This window comes from Marinobacterium marinum (assembly GCF_013868415.1).
GTDB classification, from domain to species: domain Bacteria; phylum Pseudomonadota; class Gammaproteobacteria; order Pseudomonadales; family Balneatricaceae; genus Marinobacterium; species Marinobacterium marinum.
Map to the genome: position 1 here is coordinate 43,626 of NZ_JACEMT010000033.1, position 23,143 is coordinate 66,768.

A 23,143-nucleotide genomic window follows, 5' to 3' on the forward strand; every position below is an offset into this window, starting at 1 on the left:
GGTTCTCGCTTTCATTGTTCTAACGACCGGACCGGAGCCGCCCCGCAGCTCCGGTCTCGGCTATTACTGCTGGGCTTTTTTTCGTGCTTCGCGCAGTTCACGCACGATGTCGTAGTCGGCATCGGTCATGGCAACGAAGCGGTTGGAGTTCACGTTATCGAGGAACTGCTTCATCTCCGGCTTTTCGTGCAGTGTGAGGAAGGTGTGACGGATCTTCTCTTTAAGATCGTCACAGAGTGCGCCACGATAGGTGAACGGGTCCTGCGGGATGGGTGGAGAGCGCCAGAGTACGTTGAAGTCTTCCAGCTTGACCATGCCGCGATCAACCACGTTGTCGAAACGGTGGCTGGCCACGAAGCCGGCATCGACCTTGCCTTCGTAGACTGCCATGGTGGTCAGGTCATGACCGCCGGTGTAGACCACCTTGGAGAAATGATCATCCAGTTTTTCGCCCAGCACCTTAGTGAAGGCGACACGCGGCACCAGATTGCCGGAGGTGCTAGCCGGATCGCCCAGCCCCAGCACGGAGTTGTCCAGCGTATCAATAGAATCGAACTTGCCGCCCTTGCGGCTGATCAGTACCGCTTCGTACCCCGGACCTTCAGGCTGCAGGTGACCCGGACGCTTGGCGTAGGTGGCGAATACCTGGATGGACGGATCCTTTTCATGGGCGATCACATAGGAGTTGGCACCCTGTACACTGATGTCGACCCAACCGCCGATCATCGCTTCCATCACCGACGCATAAGAGGTCGGCATGTAGAATTCGATCTCCTTGCCCGTGGTTTCCGACAGGTAGTCGATCACCGGCTTGTACAGCGTCAGCTCCTGCACGCTCTCCTCGGTCGGAATGATGGAGAATCTCAGCGTGTCAGGGTTGTCGCACTCCGCCGCATGCAGCTGAGTGCTTCCCACAACGGCGGCTGCCGTCATGGCCAGGGTGGTGGCATGGCGTTGCAGGGACTTGCAGCCCTTGCTCAGCCGGGTACGCAGTTGCTTGTTCATGATCAGACCTCGGGTCGATTCACAGTGGGTTGTGGGCGGATGCCCCGGTTTTGGTTTGGGTTTCGGTATTGCTGAGTTGAGCGTTGTTGCTGACCGCCAAAAAGCGATCTTTTTTGCCAATGAAGTTGGCGCCACGTTCACCCGCGAAGGCAGCGTCGACAATCTCGTGCCACTCTCTGTTGCTGATGCCGTAATCCTGATAGGCGGTCGACACACCCAGCCGGTGCAGCATCTGCTCCAGCTGTTCGATACCGACCTCTACCGGGGTGCCGAAAACCTGCGCCAGCAGTGCATCCAGTTCAGCACTTTCACCACTCACGGCACGCAAAATGGTGGGCAGCGTGAACGAGCAGGCCTCGCCATGTGCCGTGCCGTGTCGCAGCGTGATCGGGTAGGAGATGTTGTGCGCAATCGCCGTTTTGGTATTGGAGAAGGCCACGCCCGCCATCAGTGCGGCCCGGGCAATACGGCTGCGCAGCATCAGGTTCCGGGGCTCTTCTACCAATGCCGGCAGCCAGTCGATAATCTCGCGTGCGGCACTGACCGCGGCCGCACTGGAAACCGGATTACGGTTCACGTTCCAGAGACTTTCCAACGCATGGCTGAGTGCATCCAGCGCTGTGCTCACTGTGAGCGACAGCGGCAGCTCCAACGTCAGTTCCGGGTCGACCAACGCCACTTCCGGATAGAGTTCGGGCAGCGCCAGCGAATACTTGCGCTCGGCCTCGCTGTGCCAGACCGTGGCCCAGCAGGTCACTTCACTGCCGGTACCGGCGGTGGTCGGCACGGCAATGATCGGCACCACTGCCAGCTCATCGCGGCCGGTACCCTGTTGCAGGAAACGGCGCACCCGATGAAAATTGCCATCGGCCGCGGCCAGCACCTTGGCGGTGTCGATGACCGAACCGCCACCCAGCGCCACAATCACCTCAGGGGGTTGCTCCACTGACATCCAGCGCGCACAGGAGATTTCCAGTTCAGTGAAATCGGGGTTAGGTTTGATATTATCGATCACCAACGCAGGTTGCCCTGCCAGTGCGGCGACGCGCTCGGACAGCTGCTGAAATACGGGGTCGCTGTAAGTGACCAACGCATAGGGACGCCCCTGCAGCGAGTCCGCCAGCGTTTCCAGAACGCCCGCACCAAATTGGATCCTGACCGGATTATGAAAAGCCCACATTCAAATTAGCCTTAGCTGTATTAACCGATTGCAAAAGGCACTCAATCACGGTCGGGCCCGAACTGCCGGAGGCCACTGGATCAGTGCTTCAATGGGTAAGCATTATTGAATTCGGGCGTGACACCTGGGTGTCGCGGGGCTCAACCACGGCTAAGCGTAGTTTCGGAAAGTTGAATTACGATTGCGTTACGGCGGGGGTAAGCGGCTGTACTTGATGTCGCTTGTACACTCAAAGCGACACCAGCACCAATCCCAACAGCATCACACTCAGCCCCTGCAAGCGCGGCGGGCTGACCGACTCGCGCAGCCAGAAAACACCGATCAGCACCCCCAGCGGAATGCTCACCTGACGCAGGGCCACCACGTAGCTGACTTCACTTACCATCGACATGCTGACCAGAATCAACAGGTAGGTAGCGATGATGAAACTGCCTGCCAGCAGCGTCCAGCCAAAGTCCGGCACGCCTCTGAGCGATTCGCCAAAGCCCCACCGGACCAGTGGCAACATCCACAACAGACAGGCCGCCGCCTGGAGTACGACAAAACTGCTGCCAGCGTCGAAGGCGCTCATACCCTGCTGCTTCATGATCTGAATGGCGGCGCTGTCAAGCACCGAGTACCCCGCCGTTGCACAGGCCGCCAGCAGTACCCAGCCGATGGCCGGGGTACAGTAGTCACGCCAGTGCCAGTCCCGCCAGCGCACCAGCGGCAGGGCCAGCGAACCCAGCATGATCAGGCCCATACCCAACAGGTCCTGAGCGCTCAACTGGCTCTGGCCATAGCTGATCAGCACCACCAGCGGCACGATCAGCACCGGCAATGCCCGTGCCAGCGGGTAGACGACATTGAGATTGCCCTGGCCATAGGCCTTGGCCAGCCCGCTCATATAGAGGGTCTGGCACAACCCTGACGCCAGCAGAAGCCACCAGAAATCGGCAGGTAAGGCCGCGACACTCGACCAGCTTCGTACCAGCAAAGGACTGAACACCAGCATGCCCAACCCCATGGCCCAGGCATAAAAACGCACCGTCTGAGCGGTGCGCTTGCCGATCAGGTTCCAGCCCGCATGCATCAGGGCCGAAACCAGGATCAAACCGATCGCCGTGGGTGTCACGGCTTCTCGCCAACGGCCAGGCGAGCCGAGATCTCTTCCAGACAGGGAATCACATCAGCGATGCTGTCGATGACGTAATGAGCGCCACTGGCGGTCATGCGCTGGTAGGCGGCAGCACGACGGAGTTCCTGCTCCGCTTCGCTCAGCACCTGCCAGTCTTCCAAGCTCATGCCCACTTCGTTGCCGCTGACGGCAACGCCGATGGTCCACATACCAGCGTTAAGGCCTTCCTCGATACCGGTCAGGGTGTCATCGATCTTGACGCAGGCACAGAGGTGCTGCACGCCCAGATCCATGGCATTTTTCAGGCTCATGTGCGGATAGGGACGGCCCTTTGGCACTTCGGTGGCGCAGACGTTACTGTCCGGGGTATAGCCCTGCTCGGCGGCACGCGCCAGCAGCCCCTCGATCATCGTAGACGCATAACCGGTGTTGCCACCGATGCGGATATCATTGGCACGCATCCACTCCAGCGCATCGGTCAGACCCGGGATCAGCTCGGCGGTCTGGGCAATCGCATCGATCTGCAAGGGCACGAAGTCGTCGTACATGCGATCGATATCCGCCTCGGTCGGATATTCGCCCTTCACTTCGTGCCAGGCATCGCGGATACGCGGATGGGCACACAGCTGGCGGATATGTTCACGCTTTTCGGTGCCCATGGGGCCTCGGGCTTCGGCTTCACTGATCGGCAGGCCTTCTTCGGCGAAGAGGCGCTGGAAGGCGCAGATCGGCGCCATGGAACCGAAGTCCACGGTGGTGCCGGCCCAGTCCATGATCACGGCCTCAATGGGACCGACGTAGCGGCGTTCAAACTGATATTTCGGGGTCATAGCGTTACTCCAGTCGTCAATTCAAGCGGTCAAGTCAACCAAGTGTCGGGTCAGGCGCTGGCCGCCGCTTCCAGCACATGGGCCGGAGCGCCATCGGGGATACCCATCTCTTCCAGCACGGCCGCCACGGCCTCCAATACGGCATCAATCTGCTCGTCGTAAAGCTGGCCGATACAACCCAGACGGAAGCTTTCCGCTTCGGTCAGCTTGCCCGGATAGATGATGAAACCGCGTGCCTTCATGCGGTCGTAGAAGGTCTGGAAGTCGAAGCTATCGTGGCCCGGCGAGAAGAAGGTGATGATGATCGGGGACAGCCACTCATCGCTGAGCAGGGTCTCGAAACCGAGCTGGCGCATGCCGGCGACCAGACGCTGCTGGTTGCGCTGATAGCGCGCATGACGCCCTGCAATACCGCCCTCTTCCGCATGCTCCTTCAATGCCTGCAGGAAAGCCGCCACCACGTGAGTCGGCGGGGTGTAGCGCCACTGACCGGTTTTGGCCAGGTACTGCCACTGATCCAGCAGATCCATGCTCAGCGAGTGGGCGTTGCCTTTGGACGCTTCCAGCGCGCTCTGGCGGATCAGTACGAAACCGAAGCCCGGCACACCCTCGAAGCACTTGTTGGCCGAGGAAATCAGCGCATCGAACGCTACCTCTTTGGCGCTGATCGCCACGGCACCAAAGGCGCTCATGGAATCGATGATCAGGCGACGGCCCTGACGCGCTACCACCTCGGCGATCTCTTCCACCGGGTTGAGGATGCCGGAGCTGGTTTCACAGTGGACCAGGGCCACATGGGTGATCGCCGGGTCGGCGGCCAGCATCGCCTCCACCTCATCAGCGCGCGGCGGCGCGTAGTCGCCCTTGTCCAGCGCCACATAATCACGACCCAGGTAGTCCATGATCTTGCCCATGCGCTGACCATAGGCGCCGTTCATCAGGATCAACAGCTTGCCCTCTTTCGGCACCAGCGTGGCCAGCGTGGCTTCCACGGCAAAAGTGCCGGAGCCCTGCATCGGCACGCAGACATGACTGCCTTCACCGTCGATCAGTTCGACCAAACGCTGGCACAGCCGGGCGGTCATGGCGCGGAAGTCAGCGTCCCAGGAACCCCAGTCCTGCAACATCGCCTGCTTGACGCTCTGGGTAGTGGTGATTGGTCCGGGAGTCAGCAGATAGGGCTGTTCAGTTTTCATCTCGCTCTCTCTTTCTGGTCTATACCAGTATTTTCAGGCAAATTTTTTTCAGGCGGGGGACATCCGCAGATGCCCCCTTCCCTTTAGCGCTGACGCCAGCGCTGAGTGCGCTGCAGAATCTGGTGGCTGATCAGCCAGTGCAGCCCCTTGGCGACCAGGGATGTCATCATCAACAGAACTGCCATGGCAGCCGCCGGGGCAATATCACCCGCCTCATCCATGTGCATCACCGCCACTGATGCCAGCGTGGTCTCGGCCGAGTACAAAAACACCACCGCCGATACCGTGGTCATGGCGTTGACGAACAGGTACACCGAGATATCCAGTACCGACGGCAGTGCCAGCGGCAGAGTGACGCGGCGCAGCGTGGTGTAGAACGGCACCTTCAGTGACGCCGATACCGCTTCGAACTCGCCGTCGATCTGTTTCAGGCTGGTCACGGCGGTCAGGTGACACACGGTGTAGAAGTGCACCAGGGTATTCAGCACCAGGATCGTCATGGTGCCGTAGATCCCGTTAAGCGGATTCTGCGGATGGTTGAAGAAAAAGATATAGGCCAGACCCAGCACGATGCCCGGCACCGCCATCGGCAACATCGCCAGCAGCTGCAGCAGCTTGCGTGCGGTCGGCATCGGCTTGATCTTCTCGCTCATGTAGGCGACCAGGAACACCACGGTGGTACCGATCACGGCCGTCCAGGCCGACATCTGCAGCGAGTTGAAATAGGATGCCCAGCCACCCCCGTCCATCATGTCGAAACGGTAGTTGTTGAGTGACAAATCCATGTTGTACGGCCAGAAGGTGATGAAGGAGGCGTACACCGCCATGCCGATCACCAGCAGCAGAAAGCCGCAAGTCAGGGTACAGAACAGGGCCAGCAGGCCATCACGCAGCGGGGATTTCTGCGGCTGCATCGGCACGGCGCGGGAGGACAGCTGGGCCGACTGGTGGCGCTGAACGCGACGCTCAACGACAAAGGAGATCAATGCCGGCAACAGCAGGATCACGCTGACCACCGCACCCATCTGGAAGTTCTGCTGCCCCACAACCTGCTTATAAATATCGGTCGCCAACACGTTGTACTGTCCGCCGATCACCTTGGCGACGCCAAAGTCAGTGATGGTCAGGGTGAAGATCACGAAGATGGTGTTGATCAGGCCGTAGCGCACCGACGGCAGGGTTACGGTCAGGAACACGCGCCAGGGCGGTGTCTTCATCGACTTGGCCGCTTCGTACAGGCGCGCATCGCTGTTGCTGAACGCGGTAATCAGGATCATCAGCGCGTGCGGGAAGGCCCAGAAGCTCAGCCCCATGACGATGCCCACCGGACCATAGATGCTGTCCACCGGCAGCCAGTCCTTGAGAATGCCCTGGTTGCCGAACAGGTAGATCATGCTCAGCGCCGGCAGCAGCGAAGGTGCGAACAGCGGCAGCATGCTGAGCAGGCGGAAGCCCTTTTTGGCCACCATGCCACTGCGCGTCAGAGCATAGGCAAACACGAAGGCGGTCGACACCACGATCAGAGTGGTCCAGGTCGCGATATTCAATGAGTGAAGTATCGATCGAGTCAGTGCCGGGTTGCCGAAGTAGTCGACGAAGTTGCTCAGACCGATAAATTCACCGGCGCCGTTTTGCACGCTTTTGACCAGCATGGTCAGCAGCGGCATCAACAGTGCCACCAGCAGGAAAAGCACCCCGGCCGCAACGACCAGTCGCTGCAGCCAGGTTTCGTAATCCAGATCGGATCGACCACCGGTCCGAGTCAATGTTGCAGACATCATCAGGCTCCTGCCACCTGCATGGCGGCTACGTCCATGCGCATGCCGGCCCCCATGTCACGTGCGCCCAAAGTGCCGGAACTCGACTGCTCGGCAGGATAAAATTTCAAGGCCTCACGCGGTACACTCAGCCACAGCCACTCTCCCACTGCCGGTTGCTGGCTGTGCATCTGCTCCAGCGGCATATCGACATGCAGCGGCGGCAATTCCTGATCCAGCATCATTTCCAGGCGCACAAAGGCCCCCATAAAATGCACCTGCTCCAGGCGGGTTTGAAATACCAGATTATCATCGCGATTCAAACCAAAAGGAGCCGCCTGCAAGCGTGCGCTCTCCGGACGGAAACCCAGGGTGCCCTGATCACACACCGGCAATATCATCGGCACCTGAACCTCTTTACTGCCCAGCATCAGATGGCGGCGATCCAGTACCTCCGCCGGCAACAGGTTCATGCTGCCGACAAAACGGGCTACAAACTCAGTGGCCGGATGCTGGTAAATCTCTTCCGGTGTTCCCACCTGAGCAATACGACCATGATCCATGACGACAATGCGATCAGCCATGGTCAGCGCCTCGTCCTGGTCATGCGTCACCATGATGGTGGTAATGCCCAACTTGCGCTGCAACGTACAGATTTCGTTACGCAGATGCAGACGTACACGGGCATCCAGTGCCGACAGCGGCTCATCAAGCAGCAGCAGACCCGGCTCGGTTGCCAACGCTCGTGCCAGTGCGACGCGCTGCTGCTGCCCACCCGACAACTGCCCCGGGAATTTGTCACCAATATCGGGCAAGTGAATCTGTTCAAGCAACGCATCCACTCGTTGCTGGCGCTCACGGCGCGGCATTTTCACGTTCGTCAGGCCATAGGCAATGTTCTCGCTCACGGTCAGATTGGGAAACAGGGCATAAGACTGAAACACGATGCCGAAGTCACGCTTCTGTGGCGGCAATGTCGACACGTCACGACCGGCTTGTACAATACGGCCCTCTTCCTGCTGTTCCAAACCGGCAATCGCTCTCAACAGTGTGGTTTTGCCACAGCCGGACGGGCCCAGAAAGCAGATGAACTCGCCTTCCTTGATCTCCAGAGAAATGTCATCCAGTGCGGTAAAGCTGCCAAAGGATTTACACAGATGCTGTATCTGCAGGTAGGGGGTGGAATTGCTCATGTTCTGTCTCCGTAAAAATACCGAGAGGAGTGCCCTCGCACTCCTCCGAATATTGCGGTCGCGCAGGCTTATTTTTTCGCTTCGCTCTTGCCGTCGTAGCGCTGCTGCCATTCCTTGAGGATGCGCTCGCGGTTCACGGCCGCCCACTCAAAGTCGTTGTCGATCATGCGGTCGGCGATGTCGGCCGGGTAGTTGGGCACCGGCTTGGCTACTCCCGGCATGGCGACGACGGCATAGCTGTCGTTGTAGATGACGTTGGCGTCACGCGTCACGCTCCAGTCGAGCAGTTTTTGTGCCGCGTCCAGGTTCTCTGTGCCCTTGACGATGGCGGCCGCTTCCATGTCCCAACCCAGCCCTTCGGACGGGAAGCCCAGATCGATCGGCGCTCCCTGGTTGATCAGCTTGGCACCACGGTAGGCAAAAGAGATACCGATCGGAGTTTCACCAGCCGCGGCCATCTTGCAAGGCTTGGAACCGGAGTGAGTGTAGCGATCAATGTTTTGATGCAGGCCGTCCATGAATGCCCAGCCCTCTTCTTCACCAAAGGTCTGCAACCAGCTGGCCACATCCAGGTAACCGGTACCGGAAGAGTTCGGGTTCGGCATGACAACATGGCCCTGGTAGACCGGTTTGGTCAGATCCTTCCAGCTGGTCGGCATCGGCAGATCGTGCTTCTTCGCTTCGATGCGGTTATAGCAGATGGAAGCGACCCAGGCGTCCATGCCGATCCAGGATGGCGTTTCATCCTTGTCAACGAACTGACCGCTCAGCGCCTCGACTCCTTTCGGCTTATACGGCTGCAGCATCTGCTGCCCCTTCAGCACCAGCAGACTGGTCGCCGCCAGACCCAGAACTGCATCAGCCTGGGGGTTATCTTTTTCGGCCAGCAGACGCGCCGTGATGATACCGGTGGAATCACGCACCCAACGGATCTTCACGTCCGGGTTGGCCTGCTCGAACGACTTGGAATAGGCTTTCAACTGATCCGCTTCCAGGGCGGTATATACCGTCAGTTCAGTAGCGGCATGGGCGCCCGTAGCGCTCAGAGCAACAGCAGCGGCCAGCAGTGTTTTCTTCAGCTTCAGTGTCATGGTGTAATCCTTGTATCCGTTAGCGTGCATTGGGAAAATTCAGGGAAACCAACTGGTCTATACCAGGCAATTCTTACAGCACTCTGTTGCAAAACGATGAATGAAAGATTGCATGTTTTTTAACCGGATCGTTTCTGACTGCGCGCCAACGCACAGCGCATACGAAACGCTTCATTGAAAGGATCTACGACACCAAAACGGCGCGTGGAAAAAGATGAGGCATCACAGAACAACGTCTGCCCCAGCGCCATTTCGGCAAGCAAACGACCGATACCACCCGACAGGGCAACCCCGCCACCGGAACAGCCCGTCGCCACCAGCAACCCTTGAACATCCACATCGCCCAATAATGGCTTGCCATCCGGGGTATAACTGGAGACACCGGTCATATAGTGCGCAATCCCCAAGCGCTCAAGTGCCGGAAAGACGTTCGCCAAGTCCTGCCAACTGCTTTCAAGACACTCAAGGCCATCCGGATCACGGTTGAACAGGTAACCATGAATATCTTCCGGCAAACACGCCGGGTCCCCGTACACGGCCTGCCTGTCACGCAACCCGAACAGCAGTCCACCCACTTCCGGGCGCGCATAGGCGTTGGCATCAGGCAGAATCACCATCGGAGACTCAGCCGGAAACAGTGCCTGATCGGCTTCAGTAATCCAGTAATGGCTACGGACCGGCGCCATTGCCAAGTGAATCCCCTGCTGCGCCAGCATCTGAATAGCCCAGGGCCCTGCACAGCAAATGACCGTCTCGGCTGACATCGGACCGGACGAAGTCTCCACACCCACAATACGGTCCTGCTGCCGCATCAGAGCATGCACGCGACAATGCTGCACCACCTCGACACCGGCCTGACGCGCAGCCTTGATGTACCCCTGCGCCAACTGCACCGGGTCCATATAGCCATCAGCAGGCACGAACAGCGCTTCGGCATCGCCCTTTATCGAAAGCCAAGGCGCATGCCGACGAACATCCTCCTGCATCAAAGGCTCGGACACCACGCCCAAGTTGCTCGCTGTACGCGCCGTATCCCGCAGATATTGCTGCCCCGGCGCATCGGTCGCCAAATGCAGACTGCCAACCTGGCGCAACGGCAGAGGCACGTCCAGTATCGAGTCAAGCTGCTCAACAGCCGCGAAGGTTTCAGCCACCAGTGCGGCCATGGCGGGGTCGGGACGTACCCGAGTCAGCAGAGCGGCTGCCTGACTGGTTGTGGCTGAGGCCAACATTCCCGCCTCAACCAGCCGAATACCTGTCCCTGCCGGCGCCTGCCGAGCCAGCGACCAGGCTGTTGCGGCACCCAGGATGCCGCCACCGATGATCAGAAAGTCTGTTGAGGGGTACTGCATGTTGCACACTCCAATCTGGTATATACCAGATTATGGCGTGGCAAAATGACAAGCCGGTGACAGTGCCGTTACGGGATTATCAGGGAGTCAGGACGGACGCTCACCGATACGTACGGAAATTTTCAGGGCATCGTGCAGCCAGTATTCCCGGTCCAGCTCAAGAAAATTGCCTCGTTGATCAAAGCTGAGACGCTGAATGTACAGCCCCGCCGTCCCCTGGTTCACGTGCAGCGATTCAGCCTCCAGCCCTTTCAGGGCCAACGGATAAATTTCAATATCGCGATGCTCGGGACACAGGTTGTACTTGTCTCTCAACATTTGCCAGATCGACAGGTCAGTACTTTCACTGAGCAGCCCCGGACAGTGCGCCGGGTTGATATAGTTATGCTCGACCAGCAGTCCACGCTCGTCGACATAGCGACGACGAAACACATGGTAGATCGGCGTCCCAACCTCAAGACCGCTGATCTCGCTCAGCCAGACCGGTGTTTCAGTCAGGGTTTTGAACAATGTTTCGGTTCGCGGAGAAAAACCCTGCTCAATCACATATCGATTGAATCCCAAATCCCGACTGGGATCATAGCGCAAGCGTTCTGGAGTAATGTACCAGCCCCGTCGGTTGGACCGGAAAATCAGGCCCTCGGCCTCCAGCTGAGACAGGGCTTGCCGAATCGTAACGCGAGTCGTCCGAAAACGCTCGGACAGCTCCCGCTCGGACGGCAGACGCTGCTGACTGGACAATTGTTCAGCTTCAATCCAGTCCCAAAGACGGTCACGAAGCTGAAGGTAGACGGGATAATCGGTGCGGGACATCGGTTAACTCTGGTTCAGATAATACGATCATGTGACGATCAGCGCACAAGAATATACACAAAATCGTGCACCTGAATACCGTCACGTCCTATTGGTGATCAAAAGATTGCTCAGCGGCAATACTGGAGTGCTTGCAAGGGGATTGACAACCAAACACGTTGCATCGGCGTGAGCGTGGGGACCGCGCATGCATCCAGATGGTGAGTTGCCTGCAGGGACAGGCCGTCATCAAGCACCAGCTCCAGCCGTCTTCCGGTTTGACGGGCACAACGTCCCGACAAAATAAGATGCATGTCCGGGTCCGGCCCCCAAGGGCCCTGCAGCACACACACATCCTCGGGCGCAAAAACCAGTTCGCCCCGACTACAGGCTGGCAGGAATGCCCGGCAGTCCTGGGCCTTTCCTGCCACCCATACCCTACCCGCAGCATCCACTTTAACCGGTAACCGGTTTGGCGTTTCCAGTGTATCCATCAGCATTGAAGGGAGTGTCGTCAAAGGGGTAACCAGTGCGTTCATTGCGCCGTCCATGCGGTTTTTACGTGTTTACAAGCTTACCCTAACGGCTTTAAGTGACGTTCCAGTGACAACGCTTGCGCTTTACACCCACCCCGCCACTGCTACAATTGCGAACTATCCAAACCTCTTGGACATCGCCCTAATTTGCAGGACTGTGTGAATGAAATTTCGTTTTCCTGTCGTCGTGATCGACGAAGATTATCGCTCCGAAAACATTTCAGGCTCAGGTATTCGGGACCTGGCTGAAGCGATCAGCCGCGAGGGAATGGAGGTCATCGGTTTCACCAGCTATGGTGACCTGACTTCATTCGCACAGCAGGCCAGCCGCGCTTCCAGCTTTATCCTGTCCATCGACGATGAGGAGTTTGGCTCCGGCTCAGATGAGGACGTTAACAAGGCTCTGGAGTCCATTCGCAAATTTATCGGCGAGGTGCGCAAACGCAACGCCGACATTCCGGTCTTTCTGTACGGTGAAACCCGCACTTCACGCCATATTTCCAATGATATCCTGCGCGAGCTGCACGGCTTCATCCACATGTTCGAGGACACGCCGGAGTTCGTGGCACGCCATATTATCCGCGAAGCGACCAAGTACCTGGAAAGTCTCGCGCCGCCCTTTTTCAGTGCACTGATGGACTACGCCAGTGACAGCTCCTACTCCTGGCACTGCCCGGGCCACTCCGGCGGCGTGGCTTTTCTGAAGAGCCCGGTTGGCCAGATGTTCCACCAGTTCTTTGGCGAAAACATGCTGCGTGCCGATGTCTGCAATGCGGTCGAAGAGCTAGGCCAGCTGCTGGACCACACCGGCCCGGTATCGGCCAGCGAAGCCAACGCTGCGCGCATCTTCAACGCCGACCACCTGTTCTTTGTCACCAACGGCACCTCCACTTCCAACAAGGTGGTCTGGCATTCCACGGTGGCGCCGGGCGATATCGTGGTGGTCGACCGTAACTGCCACAAATCGATCTTGCACTCGATCATCATGACCGGGGCAATCCCCGTGTTCCTGATGCCGACCCGTAACAACTACGGCATCATCGGCCCAATTCCAAAGAGTGAATTCGACCCGGAAACGATCCGCAAGAAAATCGAGGCCAACCCCTTCGCACGCGAAGCGAAGAACAAGAAGCCGCGCATTCTGACCATCACCCAGAGCACCTACGACGGCATCGTCTACAACGTCGAAACCATCAAGGAGATGCTGGGCAACACCATCGACACCCTGCACTTTGATGAAGCCTGGCTGCCCCATGCGACCTTCCACGACTTCTATCACAACATGCACGCCATTGGAGAAGGCCGCCCGCGTTCGGACGAAACCCTGGTGTTCGCTACCCAGTCGACTCACAAACTGCTGGCTGGCCTCTCCCAGGCCTCGCAAATTCTGGTACAGGACGGCAACAACCGAAAGCTGGACACCCATCGCTTCAACGAGTCCTATCTAATGCACTCATCCACCAGCCCACAGTACGCGATCATCGCCTCCTGCGACGTGGCAGCGGCGATGATGGAGCCTCCGGGCGGCAAGGCACTGGTGGAAGAGTCGCTGCTGGAAGCGATCGACTTCCGTCGCGCCATGCACAAGGTGGACGAGGAGTTCGGCGAGCACGACTGGTGGTTCAAGGTCTGGGGGCCGGATGTTCAGGCCGAAGAAGGCCTGGGTGATCGCGATAACTGGATCATCCACGACGATGATGACTGGCATGGTTTCGGCAAGATCGATTCCGGCTTCAACATGCTGGACCCGATCAAGTCCACCATCATCACCCCGGGACTTAACCTGAAAGGCGAATTTGACGAAATCGGTATTCCCGCGGCCATCGTCAGCAAGTACCTGGCCGAGCACGGCATCATCATCGAGAAGACAGGGCTGTACTCCTTCTTCATCATGTTCACCATCGGCATCACCAAGGGCCGCTGGAACTCCATGGTGACCGAGCTGCAGCAGTTCAAGGATGACTACGACCAGAACCTGCCGATGTGGCGGGTGATGCCGGAGTTCGCCAAGCGCTATCCGCAGTATGAGCGCGTCGGCCTGCGCGATCTCTGTACCGAGATCCACAACGTCTACAAACAGTACGATGTAGCGCGTATCACCACCGAGATGTACCTGTCCAACATCGAACCGGCGATGACCCCGGCCGATGCCTGGGCGAAGATGGCCCATCGCGATGTGGAACGCGTCTCCATCGATGCCCTGGAAGGCCGCGTCACCGCCATGCTGGTCACGCCTTACCCGCCGGGCATTCCCCTGCTGGTACCGGGCGAACGCTTCAACAAGACCATCGTGCGTTACCTGCAGTTTGCCCGCGACTTCAACTCCCGTTTCCCCGGATTTGAAACCGATGTACATGGCCTGGTACGCGAAGAGGTTAACGGAAAAGATGCTTACTTCGTGGATGTCGTGAAAGACTGATACGTGGCACAGCCTCCTACCTGAAAGCGCCCCCTTGCGGGGCGCTTTTCGTTGAGTATCAGCGCGTGTTCAGCTGCACCCGGTCTTCCAGAATAGTCAGTTTCTCAACGATCTCGCCGGAGATTTGTGCGACCTGGTCATAACAGGCTTCAGCCTGCCCCAGCTCTCCCGCCGACCGGTACTGAATCGCTTGTTTCACCAAAGCATGCAGCCGTTCGTGCGGCCCTTCAATACTGCTGAACTCCTGCATCTGACCATATTTCTGCTTGCCGTCCGAGTAGTACCATTTGCCAAAGGCACAATCGAAATGCGAAACCGCTTCCTGCTCGGTCAACGTCGACTCACCATCCAAAAAGCTGCGCAGGCGTGTTTTCCAAGACAGATGGGCAGACTTGGCAGCACTCAGATCAATCCCGTCCACATTGGTTTCGAAGTGGCTGACTTCATTGAGCAGGTTATTGACATAACCGCTGATGCCCTGGGTGACACCAACCGACTGCTTGGAGTAGATCGTCGTACGCCGGGATTCATCCGCAATGCTGTTGATATGGCGGTCCATATCCTGCGCCACCTGACTCTGCTCTTCTGACGCTGTCGCAATTTGCGTATTCATGTCGGAAATCACGCTGACAGAATCCACAATCCGCAAAATGACACTGCGAGCCTCTTCAGCGTTGGCCACACTCTCTTCAGCCAAGCTCTGGCTGGTGATAATAGCATCCACCGCCGAAACCGACTGTTTCTGCAAGCGCTGTACAATACGCGCAATGCTCTCGGTCGACTGCTGGGTACGTTGAGCCAGGGTACGCACTTCATCTGCCACAACCGCAAATCCGCGCCCTTGCTCACCGGCACGGGCCGCTTCGATCGCGGCATTCAGAGCCAGCAGATTGGTCTGCTCCGCTACTGCCGTGATTACGTCCAGAATCTGACTGACTTCTTCACTGCCCTTGGCCAGGTCATGAATAACGTCTACGGAGCTGCGCACCTGATCGGCCACCGCCCCTATCTGATCACTGACTTCCGCCACCAGGCGCTGTCCGCCTTTGGCCGAGTCGTTGGCCGACTCCGCCGCAACAGCCGCATTAGCAGCACTGTGCGCAACTTCCTGCACCGTCGCCGCCATTTCCGCCACGGCAGCAGCCACCATTTCGATCTGCGCCTGCTGAGATGAGACCCCCCGGTCCGTATCCGAAAGGTCGGCATTCACCTGGCTGATACCGGTGCTGATCCGACTCGATGTCTGCGTCACCTTGTACAGCAGCTCTCCAATTTCACGGATGATTTCATTGTAAGCCGTATAGTTCTGGCCCACTTCGTTATTGGGGTTGTCCACCTCGATGGGAACCGAGAAATTACCCTGCGACAGAATGCGCAGGTGGTCACGCAGATTCTTGATCTGCCGAAACATCACCGTCAAACCAAACGCACGCCCCATGACAATCAACAACAGCACGACGGCGGTTACCCCCAGCGCGATATTCTGCAACAGACGCTGTTCGGCAATAGCATCCTGTTCCATCATGCCAACGGCCTTGTTCATTTCGGTCAGAACGTCTAATGAACCCGCCTGCAGTTGCATCAGCTCTGTCGCCCCGCCAGCACCTGCCGCCTGCACCAGGCGCTCAACATTCCCGCGATAATCCCGCCAGACCTGGCCCACACGTTCAAGCTGAATCCGTGCCTCACCCCGTACCGGCTTTATACCCAGCTCCGCACTCCCCTCCAGCAAGGCTCGATGTGCCGTGTCAAAGCTGCGCATAGTCGCTCGAGGCAGATCAGCCTGGATCACGCCCTGTTGCAACAGCAGGGTTTCCTTCGCCAGACGCTGACTCAGCATCCGCTGCTTCCCCGCCAGGTTAATCGCTGTCGCACCGTCACTGCCGGCCATCCAGACCGCAACGCCGATCAAGGCCGTCAGTACGAAAATCAAAACATAGGAAAACATGAATTGCGCATCCAGCGAGCGCAGTCCAATCATTTCCAGAATCCGTTCCAACGCCTTGCCGGTACGGTAACGAATGGAGTGTCTATTGGGTAGGTACTTGAACATCAATGCGTTCCTGGTCCTGTGGAATTTAAAGATGTGTAGAGAGTGACAGCATAAACCGACAGTCCAATGAAGGCTATCCAATCATGCCCGGATCACCGGTAATCCGGTATTGTCTTGACCTTACCCCAGGAATCTGGCGAACGCCCCCTCACTGACTGCCCATCAGACCCACCGACCCCGGGTAACTTTCGGCAAGCAATAAAAAAGGGGGCTGACGCCCCCTTGGTATTACTTCTGTTTCTTGACGAACTTGGTCAGGATAACAATTTGCTGACCTTCCACACGCCCTTCGATATGCTCGGGATTATCCGGCACCAGTGAAATATTCCGTACCGCCGTGCCGCGCTTGGCCGTCAGGCTGGAACCCTTGACGTTCAGGTCCTTGATCAGGGTAACGGTATCTCCTGCTTCGAGAACCGCACCATTGCTGTCCAAGTGACGCACGACCTCATCGTCCGACAGGTGGTCACCGGTTGCCTCGGCCCAGGATTGAGTTTCATCATCCAGGTACATCATATCCAACAGGTCCTGTGGCCAACCTTCGCCGCGCAGGCGGTTCAGCATGCGCCAGGCCACCACCTGAACCGCCGGTACCTGGCTCCACATGCTGTCATTCAGGCAGCGCCAGTGGTTGGGGTCCATCTGCTCGGGATCATCCATCTGGGCACGGCAGACCGCGCACGCAAGAATCGATTGATCGACACTGTCATCTCCCGATGGCGGTACCATAAACGCCGCAAGATTTTCAGTTGCGCCACAAAGTTCACACTTGGATTCACTACGGGTGTGCAGAGCCTGTTCGATTGTCATGATCGACCCTCCTGTTGATAAAGGCGCGCATTATGCCAGAAACCATCGTTTTTTTGGGGCCTTACACAAAAAAAGGCTACCGTTCGGTAGCCTTTTCCATTGAACACACGGCAGTGCATCACTACTCTTCGAAGAAAAACGTCTCCTGCCCAAACGCCGGACGAAGGTGGTTCAACCAGGTAGCCTGCTCATCGTAGGCGGCGAAAAACGGCCGCTGCACCCAATCCGGATTGCGACCCTGGATAAAACGCAACACAAATACCTTCTCGCCATTGATTTCGGTTACACCCTGAATTTCCACCTTGCCGGGCGTCGCCGACATCGAAGGACCTCGCGCCGTACGGGCGATACCGCTCACCTGCTTCATCGCATCGCGATAGGTGTTCCAGGCCTGCGCCAGGGGCACTTCGAAATAATGCTGGGCACCGGTATCACGCTCAACGAACATGTAGTACGGCTGGATTCCCAGCTCCACTTGTGTCTGCCACATTTTGGCCCAGTCAGCAGCTTCGGTATTGATGTGATTCAGCAGTGGACCCTGACTGCGAATATGAGCACCCGTTTCACGAATCCTCGCCACCGCCTGACGGTGAATATCGGTGCTCATTTCACGCCAGTGGTTATAGTGCGCCATGAACGCCAGATGCTTGCCAGCGGCAATGATGTCTCGGAACAACGCCATCAAGTCATCACTGTCTTCATCCGTAACAAAACGGTACGGCCAGAAGGTCAACGCCTTGGAACCAATGCGGATGGTGCGGATGTGATCAAATTCCGGCTCCAGCAGCGGCTCCAGATAGGCGCGCAGATTCTTGGTTTTCATCACCATCGGATCGCCACCCGTGATCAGCACGTCCGTCACCTCGGGATGTTCACGCAGGTATTCGCACAGCTGGCCGGATTCCTTGGCGGCGATTTTCAGCGATTGATCGCCGACAAACTGAGCCCAACGGAAGCAGAAAGTGCAATAGCTGTGGCACACCTGGCCGGAGCTGGGGAAAAACAACACGGTCTCATTGTATTTGTGCTGGATACCGTTCACCGGTTCGCCATTAACACGGGGGATGTTCTGTTCCATTTGGCCCGCCGGGTGAGGATTCAAGGCCTGGCGTACTTCATTGACCACGCGCTTGATTTCAGCCCTGTCTTCCGTGGCAAGTGCAGCCTCTACTGCATCAAAGTGCTCAGGTTTGAGCATGCCTCGCTGCGGGAACGTCAGCTGAAACATGGGATCATGTTCGGCATTATCCCAGTCAATCAGTTGCTCAATGACGTAATTGTTGACTCGAAATGGCAGAACGGATGCAACCACTTCCATCTCATGTCTGAGTTGGGAGGGAAGTCGTTGCAACTGCGGAATCTGCTGCAGGTGGCGGGCGGTGAAAACTTTGAAAGCCGGTGCATCAGCGGCGGCAATTTGAACAGCATCAATGGGCGTATGTGAATTCATGAGCTCCCTTGTACAGGCCGGTTAGAAAAATGGCGGATCCCCAGTCTGGAGACGCTGTGTTCCAGAAAAATGAAAACGGGGCACTCAGGTAAGCCGGGCAATACACGCCCTGATCGGGAAAGATGATTCGGAATCAACTCGAATTTGACACAGAATCCAGATAGCGAAAAGCAACAAACAGGGCAGGATCAAGCCTGCAAAACCCGCGATTATCCGCCAAACCTCCCCAATAAACCTGAACGGTAAAGGCAGCATTGTCCTACAGCGCCACACCGGGGGTCAAGAAAACGCAACTCAGCGTTCTTCAGGTGGTACGGCCAGCCAGTTAATCTCTATGGCGGTTGCCGCCCCCACAGTGACCTGTTCCAGGTCAGGAGGCAGCAACGCCCAACCGGGACTCACCTGCACCCGCCCTGCCATGATTTCAGCGCGGGTCTGCGGGTACAGCGGTGCCTGTGTCGGATCGGCAAACCCGTCAGGCCAAACCGGCTGATGGGTGTTCGAGTCATACTTGTCACTTGCACCCAGCGTATGCAGAAATTCATGTACGGCAACCATGTTGTTCTGCCGCTGAAAATCACTGCCGGCATAACCATTGACCAGACCAATCATGCCCCGCTGCAGCCCCAGAGAGTGCCGTGGCGGCGTCAAGGTACTGCCGGGCAGGTAGTAGTTGATGAAGATCCGGGCATCCACATGCGCGTCATGAGTCTCATGACGCCAGACCCACAATCGCATGCGCATTGACCACCAGATCGCATCCAGAATACTGGGCTGATCGGGAACCTGAGGCGGAGCCGCATGAATCTGAGGGGCCAGATTTACCCTTACCGGCTCCGCCAGGTCCAGATGATAGCGTTTGGCTTCACGCGCGAAAAAGCGCTCTATATCCGCAAAATGCTCTGGACCAAGTTGGTCAATATACGACTGGGTCAAGGGATGATAATCGGCATTGATCGGGTAAATCACCATGGTTACAGGCTCCCGCCACCACGTCTCCGAGGCACGCCCCAGCCACACATTGACCAACAACAATGTCAGGATCATCAGCAATATTGCCTGAATGATTCGCAGCAGCAGGGTTTTCGTCATGACTCACTCAGCCGGCCAGCCCGATAACGACAGCATAGCGCAATGATTTGCCCAGCGTAATCATGACCAGGCTGGCAACGAAACCGATCCTGAGCCAACCGGCTACCAGGCAGATAGGGTCCCCGATGATCGGTAGCCAAGCCAACAACAGCCCGAAGGGACCATAGCGCTCCAACCAGCGTTGCGCACGCCGATGCCGAGGGTTTTCCAACGACCGCAACGGATACCGACCGGCAATCCAGTACCCCATCCCCCAGGTCAAGAGACTGCCCAGCACATTCCCTGCCGTAGCACTGATCCATAGCAGCCAAACCGAATGTGTGGCTTCAGTCACCAGCCAGGCCAAAAGCACTTCAGACCCACCTGGCAACAGAGTAGAGGAAATCAGGGCACTGAAAAAAAGCCCGAACGGACCCTGCAGGGCCTCACTCACATCTCCATACCTTGGCGAATACAGCGCAGCAGGCCATATTCATAGCGCCCTTCCAGGGTTTCATGCACCGATTTCAGCGAGTCGCCAAACTGTTGACGACAAAATCGAATGGTGTTTTCGATCTCTGTACGTTCACCTGCCGGCAGCTCAACCACCTCATCCACGCTGATCATCTGCTGACGTATGCCCTGTGCCAAATGACCATAAATCACGTTGACCGACAATTTTTGCTGCCGTGCGACCTGTTCAACCGTCATGCCGCTGCGGTACAGCAGCAGTGACTGCTCGGCTTGATAGCTGGCACTGTCATCCGGTACCGCATGCTCCTCGATCAAGTCCAGAAACGGCTGCCCATACAGCGTCAGCTTGCGCTCCCCCACGCCACTGAGGCGGCGCATCTGCTCGGCACTCATGGGGCGGTACAGCACCATCTCCATCAATGTGGCATCATGAAAAATGACATACGGCGGCACATCCTGCTCCTGCGCCAGCTGCTTGCGCAGGGCACGCAACGCTTCCCATAAACGGTTCTCGTCCGCGTCCAGGCGCTGTTGCGCCACTGCGCTGCGCCCCTTGCCACTCCCGGCAGTCGGCGCTTTCTGGCGCAGGTCACGCCGCAACTCCAGGCACTGCTCCCCCTTCAGCAAGGGGCGGCAGCTGTCACTCAGGTGCAGCACGCCAAAGCCTTGCGGATCAACATTAAGATAGCCCCGCGCCACCAGTTGGCGAAATACCGAGCGCCACTGCTGCTGATCCAGCTCTTTCCCGATTCCCCAGACCGACAGTTGTTCATGACCACGCTGCCGCGTTTTATCACTCGACTGCCCCTGCAGGATATCAACCACATAATTCACCCCGTACTGTTGACCGCTCCGGTATACGGCCGACAATGCCTTCCGCGCCGCCTCGGTACCATCCCAGGTCGGTACGGGTTCCAGACAGGTATCGCAGTTGCCGCAGGGCTCATGCTCGGATTCACCAAAATACTCCAGCAACGCCTGCCGACGACAGCTGGTAATCTCGCACAGCCCCAGCATCGCCTCCAGCTTCTGCCGCTCGACCTGCTTTTGCGCATCCTCGGCGGTCGATCCTTCCAGCATTTGCCGCAAGAAAATCACGTCCTGAAGGCCATACACCATCCAGGCATCAGCCGGCAGGCCATCACGTCCGGCACGGCCGGTTTCCTGATAATAAGCCTCGATGGAGCGCGGCAGATCCAAGTGCGCAACAAAACGCACGTTAGGTTTATCAATGCCCATGCCAAAGGCAATGGTGGCTACCATGATGACGGATTCTTCAGTCAGAAAACGGTGCTGGTTGTGCTGACGCAAGCGTGCATCCAGCCCGGCATGATAAGGCAAGGCATTGAAGCCTCGCTCACATAGCCAGGCGGCGGTTTCTTCTACCCGCTTGCGCGACAGACAGTACACGACTCCGACATCCTGCGGGTGTTCCTCGCGGATAAATCTGAGCAACTGTTCACGCGCCCGGTTTTTCTGGCCAATCCGATAACGGATATTCGGCCGGTCAAAACCACAGACAAATGCACGCGCATCATCAAGCTCCAGCCGATCCAGTATTTCCTGACGCGTCCGCGCGTCCGCCGTAGCGGTCAACGCGATGCGCGGCACACCCGGATAAAGGCTGCGCAGCACATTCAACTGCATGTATTCAGGACGGAAATCATGGCCCCACTGCGACACACAGTGCGCCTCATCGATGGCAAACAGGGCCAGTTTGCTCTCGCTCAGCAACTGCTGGGTACGTGGCTGCTGCAAGCGTTCGGGCGCGACATACAGCAAATCCAGCTCACCGGAACGCAGCTGCCACTCGGTTTCCTGCAGGGCCTCCAGCGACATGGAGGAATTCAGACACCCCGCTCGTATCCCCAGCTGTGACAAGGCACTGACCTGATCCTGCATCAGCGCGATCAAGGGGGAAACCACAATTCCGCACCCTTCACGCACCAGCGCGGGCAACTGATAACACAACGACTTGCCGCCGCCGGTCGGCATAATAACCAGCGCATCACGGCCTTCTATCAGTGTTGCAACAACCTCATCCTGAGGCTGGCGGAAGGACTCGAAGCCGAAGACATCGGCGAGTATTTGTCGGGCGCGTTCAATCATGTGCGATATTATCCGTGATCCCCCACATGAAGTCATCCCGCAACCATATCCCTGTACGCTGCTTCGGGGTAGAATCACTTTTGTTTCCTTCGTTGCGGATATGCTGCCATGACTGCCAATATTGCCCTCATCACAGAAGAAGAACTGGATCATCTGGAAGAGTTTCTGTTTTCACCAGCGGTTTCCGACGAAGCGCTGGACCTGATCGGAGCCCACGGTTTCCTCTGCGCGCTGAACATCAGCCCCAAAACGGTCACCGAGGCCGAGTGGCTGGAGCAGCTTTTTGATGGCGAGCCCGAATGGCGTTCAGCCGCCGAAAAAGACACCATTATCGAACTGCTGCGCAAGCTTTACCGTACCATCGGCAATGACCTCTATAACGATCAGGAAATTCTGCTGCCCTGCGAGCTGAGCCTGGAAGCCGAAGACGACGAAGACGCCACGGAGCTGACCACCTGGGCACAGTCATTCATGGAGGGCGTGTTCCTGCATGAGGAAGAGTGGTTTGGCCAGGACGAGGAAACCGTTGCCGGTCTGCTGCTTCCCGTTATGGTCGCGTCAGACCTGTTCGAAGACGAGGACGTGCGTGAGATCAGCCAGGATCGCGCCCTGCGTGAAGAGATGTGCGTTCAGATTCCTGAAGTTCTGGTTGACCTGTACCTGCATTTCCACGCACCTGACAAGTAATTTTCAGGCCCGGAAGGCGGC

General features: G+C 57.6%; 19 protein-coding genes. 2 read left to right on the top strand and 17 right to left on the bottom strand.

Annotation, left to right across the window (positions count from 1 at the left end; translation table 11 throughout):
* Nucleotides 1–63 precede the first annotated feature (63 nt).
* The 11 genes from H1S06_RS02360 to H1S06_RS02410 all read right to left on the bottom strand — a co-directional run bounded on the left by H1S06_RS02360 (nucleotide 64) and on the right by H1S06_RS02410 (nucleotide 12,052).
* Nucleotides 64–1,005, bottom strand: coding sequence for a phosphate/phosphite/phosphonate ABC transporter substrate-binding protein (locus H1S06_RS02360; RefSeq protein WP_181736830.1), 942 nt, complete (start codon nucleotides 1,003–1,005; stop codon nucleotides 64–66).
* A gap of 19 nt (nucleotides 1,006–1,024) precedes the next feature.
* Nucleotides 1,025–2,185, bottom strand: a complete 1,161-nt coding sequence (psrA, locus tag H1S06_RS02365; protein ID WP_220183729.1) for an iron-containing alcohol dehydrogenase PsrA — start codon at nucleotides 2,183–2,185, stop codon at nucleotides 1,025–1,027.
* A gap of 229 nt (nucleotides 2,186–2,414) precedes the next feature.
* Nucleotides 2,415–3,299, bottom strand: a complete 885-nt coding sequence (locus H1S06_RS02370) for an EamA family transporter (protein ID WP_181736832.1) — start codon at nucleotides 3,297–3,299, stop codon at nucleotides 2,415–2,417.
* Nucleotides 3,296–4,132, bottom strand: a complete 837-nt coding sequence (phnX, locus tag H1S06_RS02375; protein ID WP_181736834.1) for a phosphonoacetaldehyde hydrolase — start codon at nucleotides 4,130–4,132, stop codon at nucleotides 3,296–3,298. The genes H1S06_RS02370 and phnX overlap by 4 nt, the downstream gene beginning before the upstream one ends.
* Nucleotides 4,133–4,182: 50 nt before the next feature.
* Nucleotides 4,183–5,328, bottom strand: a complete 1,146-nt coding sequence (locus H1S06_RS02380) for a 2-aminoethylphosphonate--pyruvate transaminase (protein ID WP_181736836.1) — start codon at nucleotides 5,326–5,328, stop codon at nucleotides 4,183–4,185.
* 83 nt (nucleotides 5,329–5,411) lie between these two features.
* Nucleotides 5,412–7,109, bottom strand: a complete 1,698-nt coding sequence (locus H1S06_RS02385; RefSeq protein WP_181736839.1) for a putative 2-aminoethylphosphonate ABC transporter permease subunit — start codon at nucleotides 7,107–7,109, stop codon at nucleotides 5,412–5,414.
* A complete protein-coding gene (locus tag H1S06_RS02390; RefSeq protein WP_181736840.1) occupies nucleotides 7,109–8,278 on the bottom strand; it encodes a putative 2-aminoethylphosphonate ABC transporter ATP-binding protein in 1,170 nt (389 codons plus the stop codon). The genes H1S06_RS02385 and H1S06_RS02390 overlap by 1 nt, the downstream gene beginning before the upstream one ends.
* 68 nt (nucleotides 8,279–8,346) lie before the next feature.
* Nucleotides 8,347–9,369 carry a putative 2-aminoethylphosphonate ABC transporter substrate-binding protein gene (locus H1S06_RS02395; RefSeq protein ID WP_181736842.1) on the bottom strand — a complete coding sequence of 341 codons (1,023 nt, stop codon included), beginning with the start codon at nucleotides 9,367–9,369 and terminating at the stop codon, nucleotides 8,347–8,349.
* A gap of 119 nt (nucleotides 9,370–9,488) precedes the next feature.
* The gene (locus H1S06_RS02400; protein WP_181736844.1) at nucleotides 9,489–10,721 is read right to left on the bottom strand and encodes an NAD(P)/FAD-dependent oxidoreductase; all 1,233 of its coding nucleotides are present in this window, start codon (nucleotides 10,719–10,721) and stop codon (nucleotides 9,489–9,491) included.
* Nucleotides 10,722–10,808: 87 nt separating this feature from the next.
* Nucleotides 10,809–11,534, bottom strand: a complete 726-nt coding sequence (locus H1S06_RS02405) for a UTRA domain-containing protein (protein WP_181736847.1) — start codon at nucleotides 11,532–11,534, stop codon at nucleotides 10,809–10,811.
* A gap of 110 nt (nucleotides 11,535–11,644) precedes the next feature.
* Nucleotides 11,645–12,052 carry a hypothetical protein gene (locus H1S06_RS02410; RefSeq protein WP_181736849.1) on the bottom strand — a complete coding sequence of 136 codons (408 nt, stop codon included), beginning with the start codon at nucleotides 12,050–12,052 and terminating at the stop codon, nucleotides 11,645–11,647.
* Between the two features lie 160 nt (nucleotides 12,053–12,212).
* On the opposite strand from H1S06_RS02410, the gene H1S06_RS02415 reads away from it, so the two are divergent.
* Nucleotides 12,213–14,468, top strand: coding sequence for an arginine/lysine/ornithine decarboxylase (locus tag H1S06_RS02415; protein WP_181736852.1), 2,256 nt, complete (start codon nucleotides 12,213–12,215; stop codon nucleotides 14,466–14,468).
* A 58-nt stretch (nucleotides 14,469–14,526) separates the two neighbouring features.
* Here H1S06_RS02415 and H1S06_RS02420 read toward each other — a convergent pair whose 3' ends face one another.
* From H1S06_RS02420 to recQ, 6 genes are all read right to left on the bottom strand, one after another.
* Nucleotides 14,527–16,521, bottom strand: a complete 1,995-nt coding sequence (locus tag H1S06_RS02420; protein ID WP_181736854.1) for a methyl-accepting chemotaxis protein — start codon at nucleotides 16,519–16,521, stop codon at nucleotides 14,527–14,529.
* 228 nt (nucleotides 16,522–16,749) lie between these two features.
* The gene (locus tag H1S06_RS02425) at nucleotides 16,750–17,331 is read right to left on the bottom strand and encodes a PhnA domain-containing protein (protein WP_181736856.1); all 582 of its coding nucleotides are present in this window, start codon (nucleotides 17,329–17,331) and stop codon (nucleotides 16,750–16,752) included.
* Nucleotides 17,332–17,452: 121 nt separating this feature from the next.
* Entirely contained in the window at nucleotides 17,453–18,781 is a 1,329-nt protein-coding gene (locus H1S06_RS02430; RefSeq protein WP_181736858.1) for a KamA family radical SAM protein, read from the bottom strand.
* Between the two features lie 294 nt (nucleotides 18,782–19,075).
* Nucleotides 19,076–19,873, bottom strand: coding sequence for a hypothetical protein (locus tag H1S06_RS02435; protein ID WP_181736860.1), 798 nt, complete (start codon nucleotides 19,871–19,873; stop codon nucleotides 19,076–19,078).
* A 7-nt stretch (nucleotides 19,874–19,880) separates the two neighbouring features.
* The gene (locus H1S06_RS02440) at nucleotides 19,881–20,306 is read right to left on the bottom strand and encodes a YqaA family protein (RefSeq protein ID WP_181736862.1); all 426 of its coding nucleotides are present in this window, start codon (nucleotides 20,304–20,306) and stop codon (nucleotides 19,881–19,883) included.
* On the bottom strand, nucleotides 20,303–22,435 hold the full coding sequence (recQ, locus tag H1S06_RS02445) for a DNA helicase RecQ (RefSeq protein ID WP_181736864.1): 2,133 nt from the start codon (nucleotides 22,433–22,435) through the stop codon (nucleotides 20,303–20,305). Before recQ ends, H1S06_RS02440 begins: the two co-directional genes overlap by 4 nt.
* 108 nt (nucleotides 22,436–22,543) lie before the next feature.
* Here recQ and H1S06_RS02450 point away from each other — a divergent pair, with 108 nt between their 5' ends.
* Complete coding sequence (locus H1S06_RS02450; protein ID WP_181736866.1) at nucleotides 22,544–23,122, top strand: YecA/YgfB family protein; 579 nt, start codon at nucleotides 22,544–22,546, stop codon at nucleotides 23,120–23,122.
* The last annotated feature ends 21 nt before the right edge of the window (nucleotides 23,123–23,143 follow it).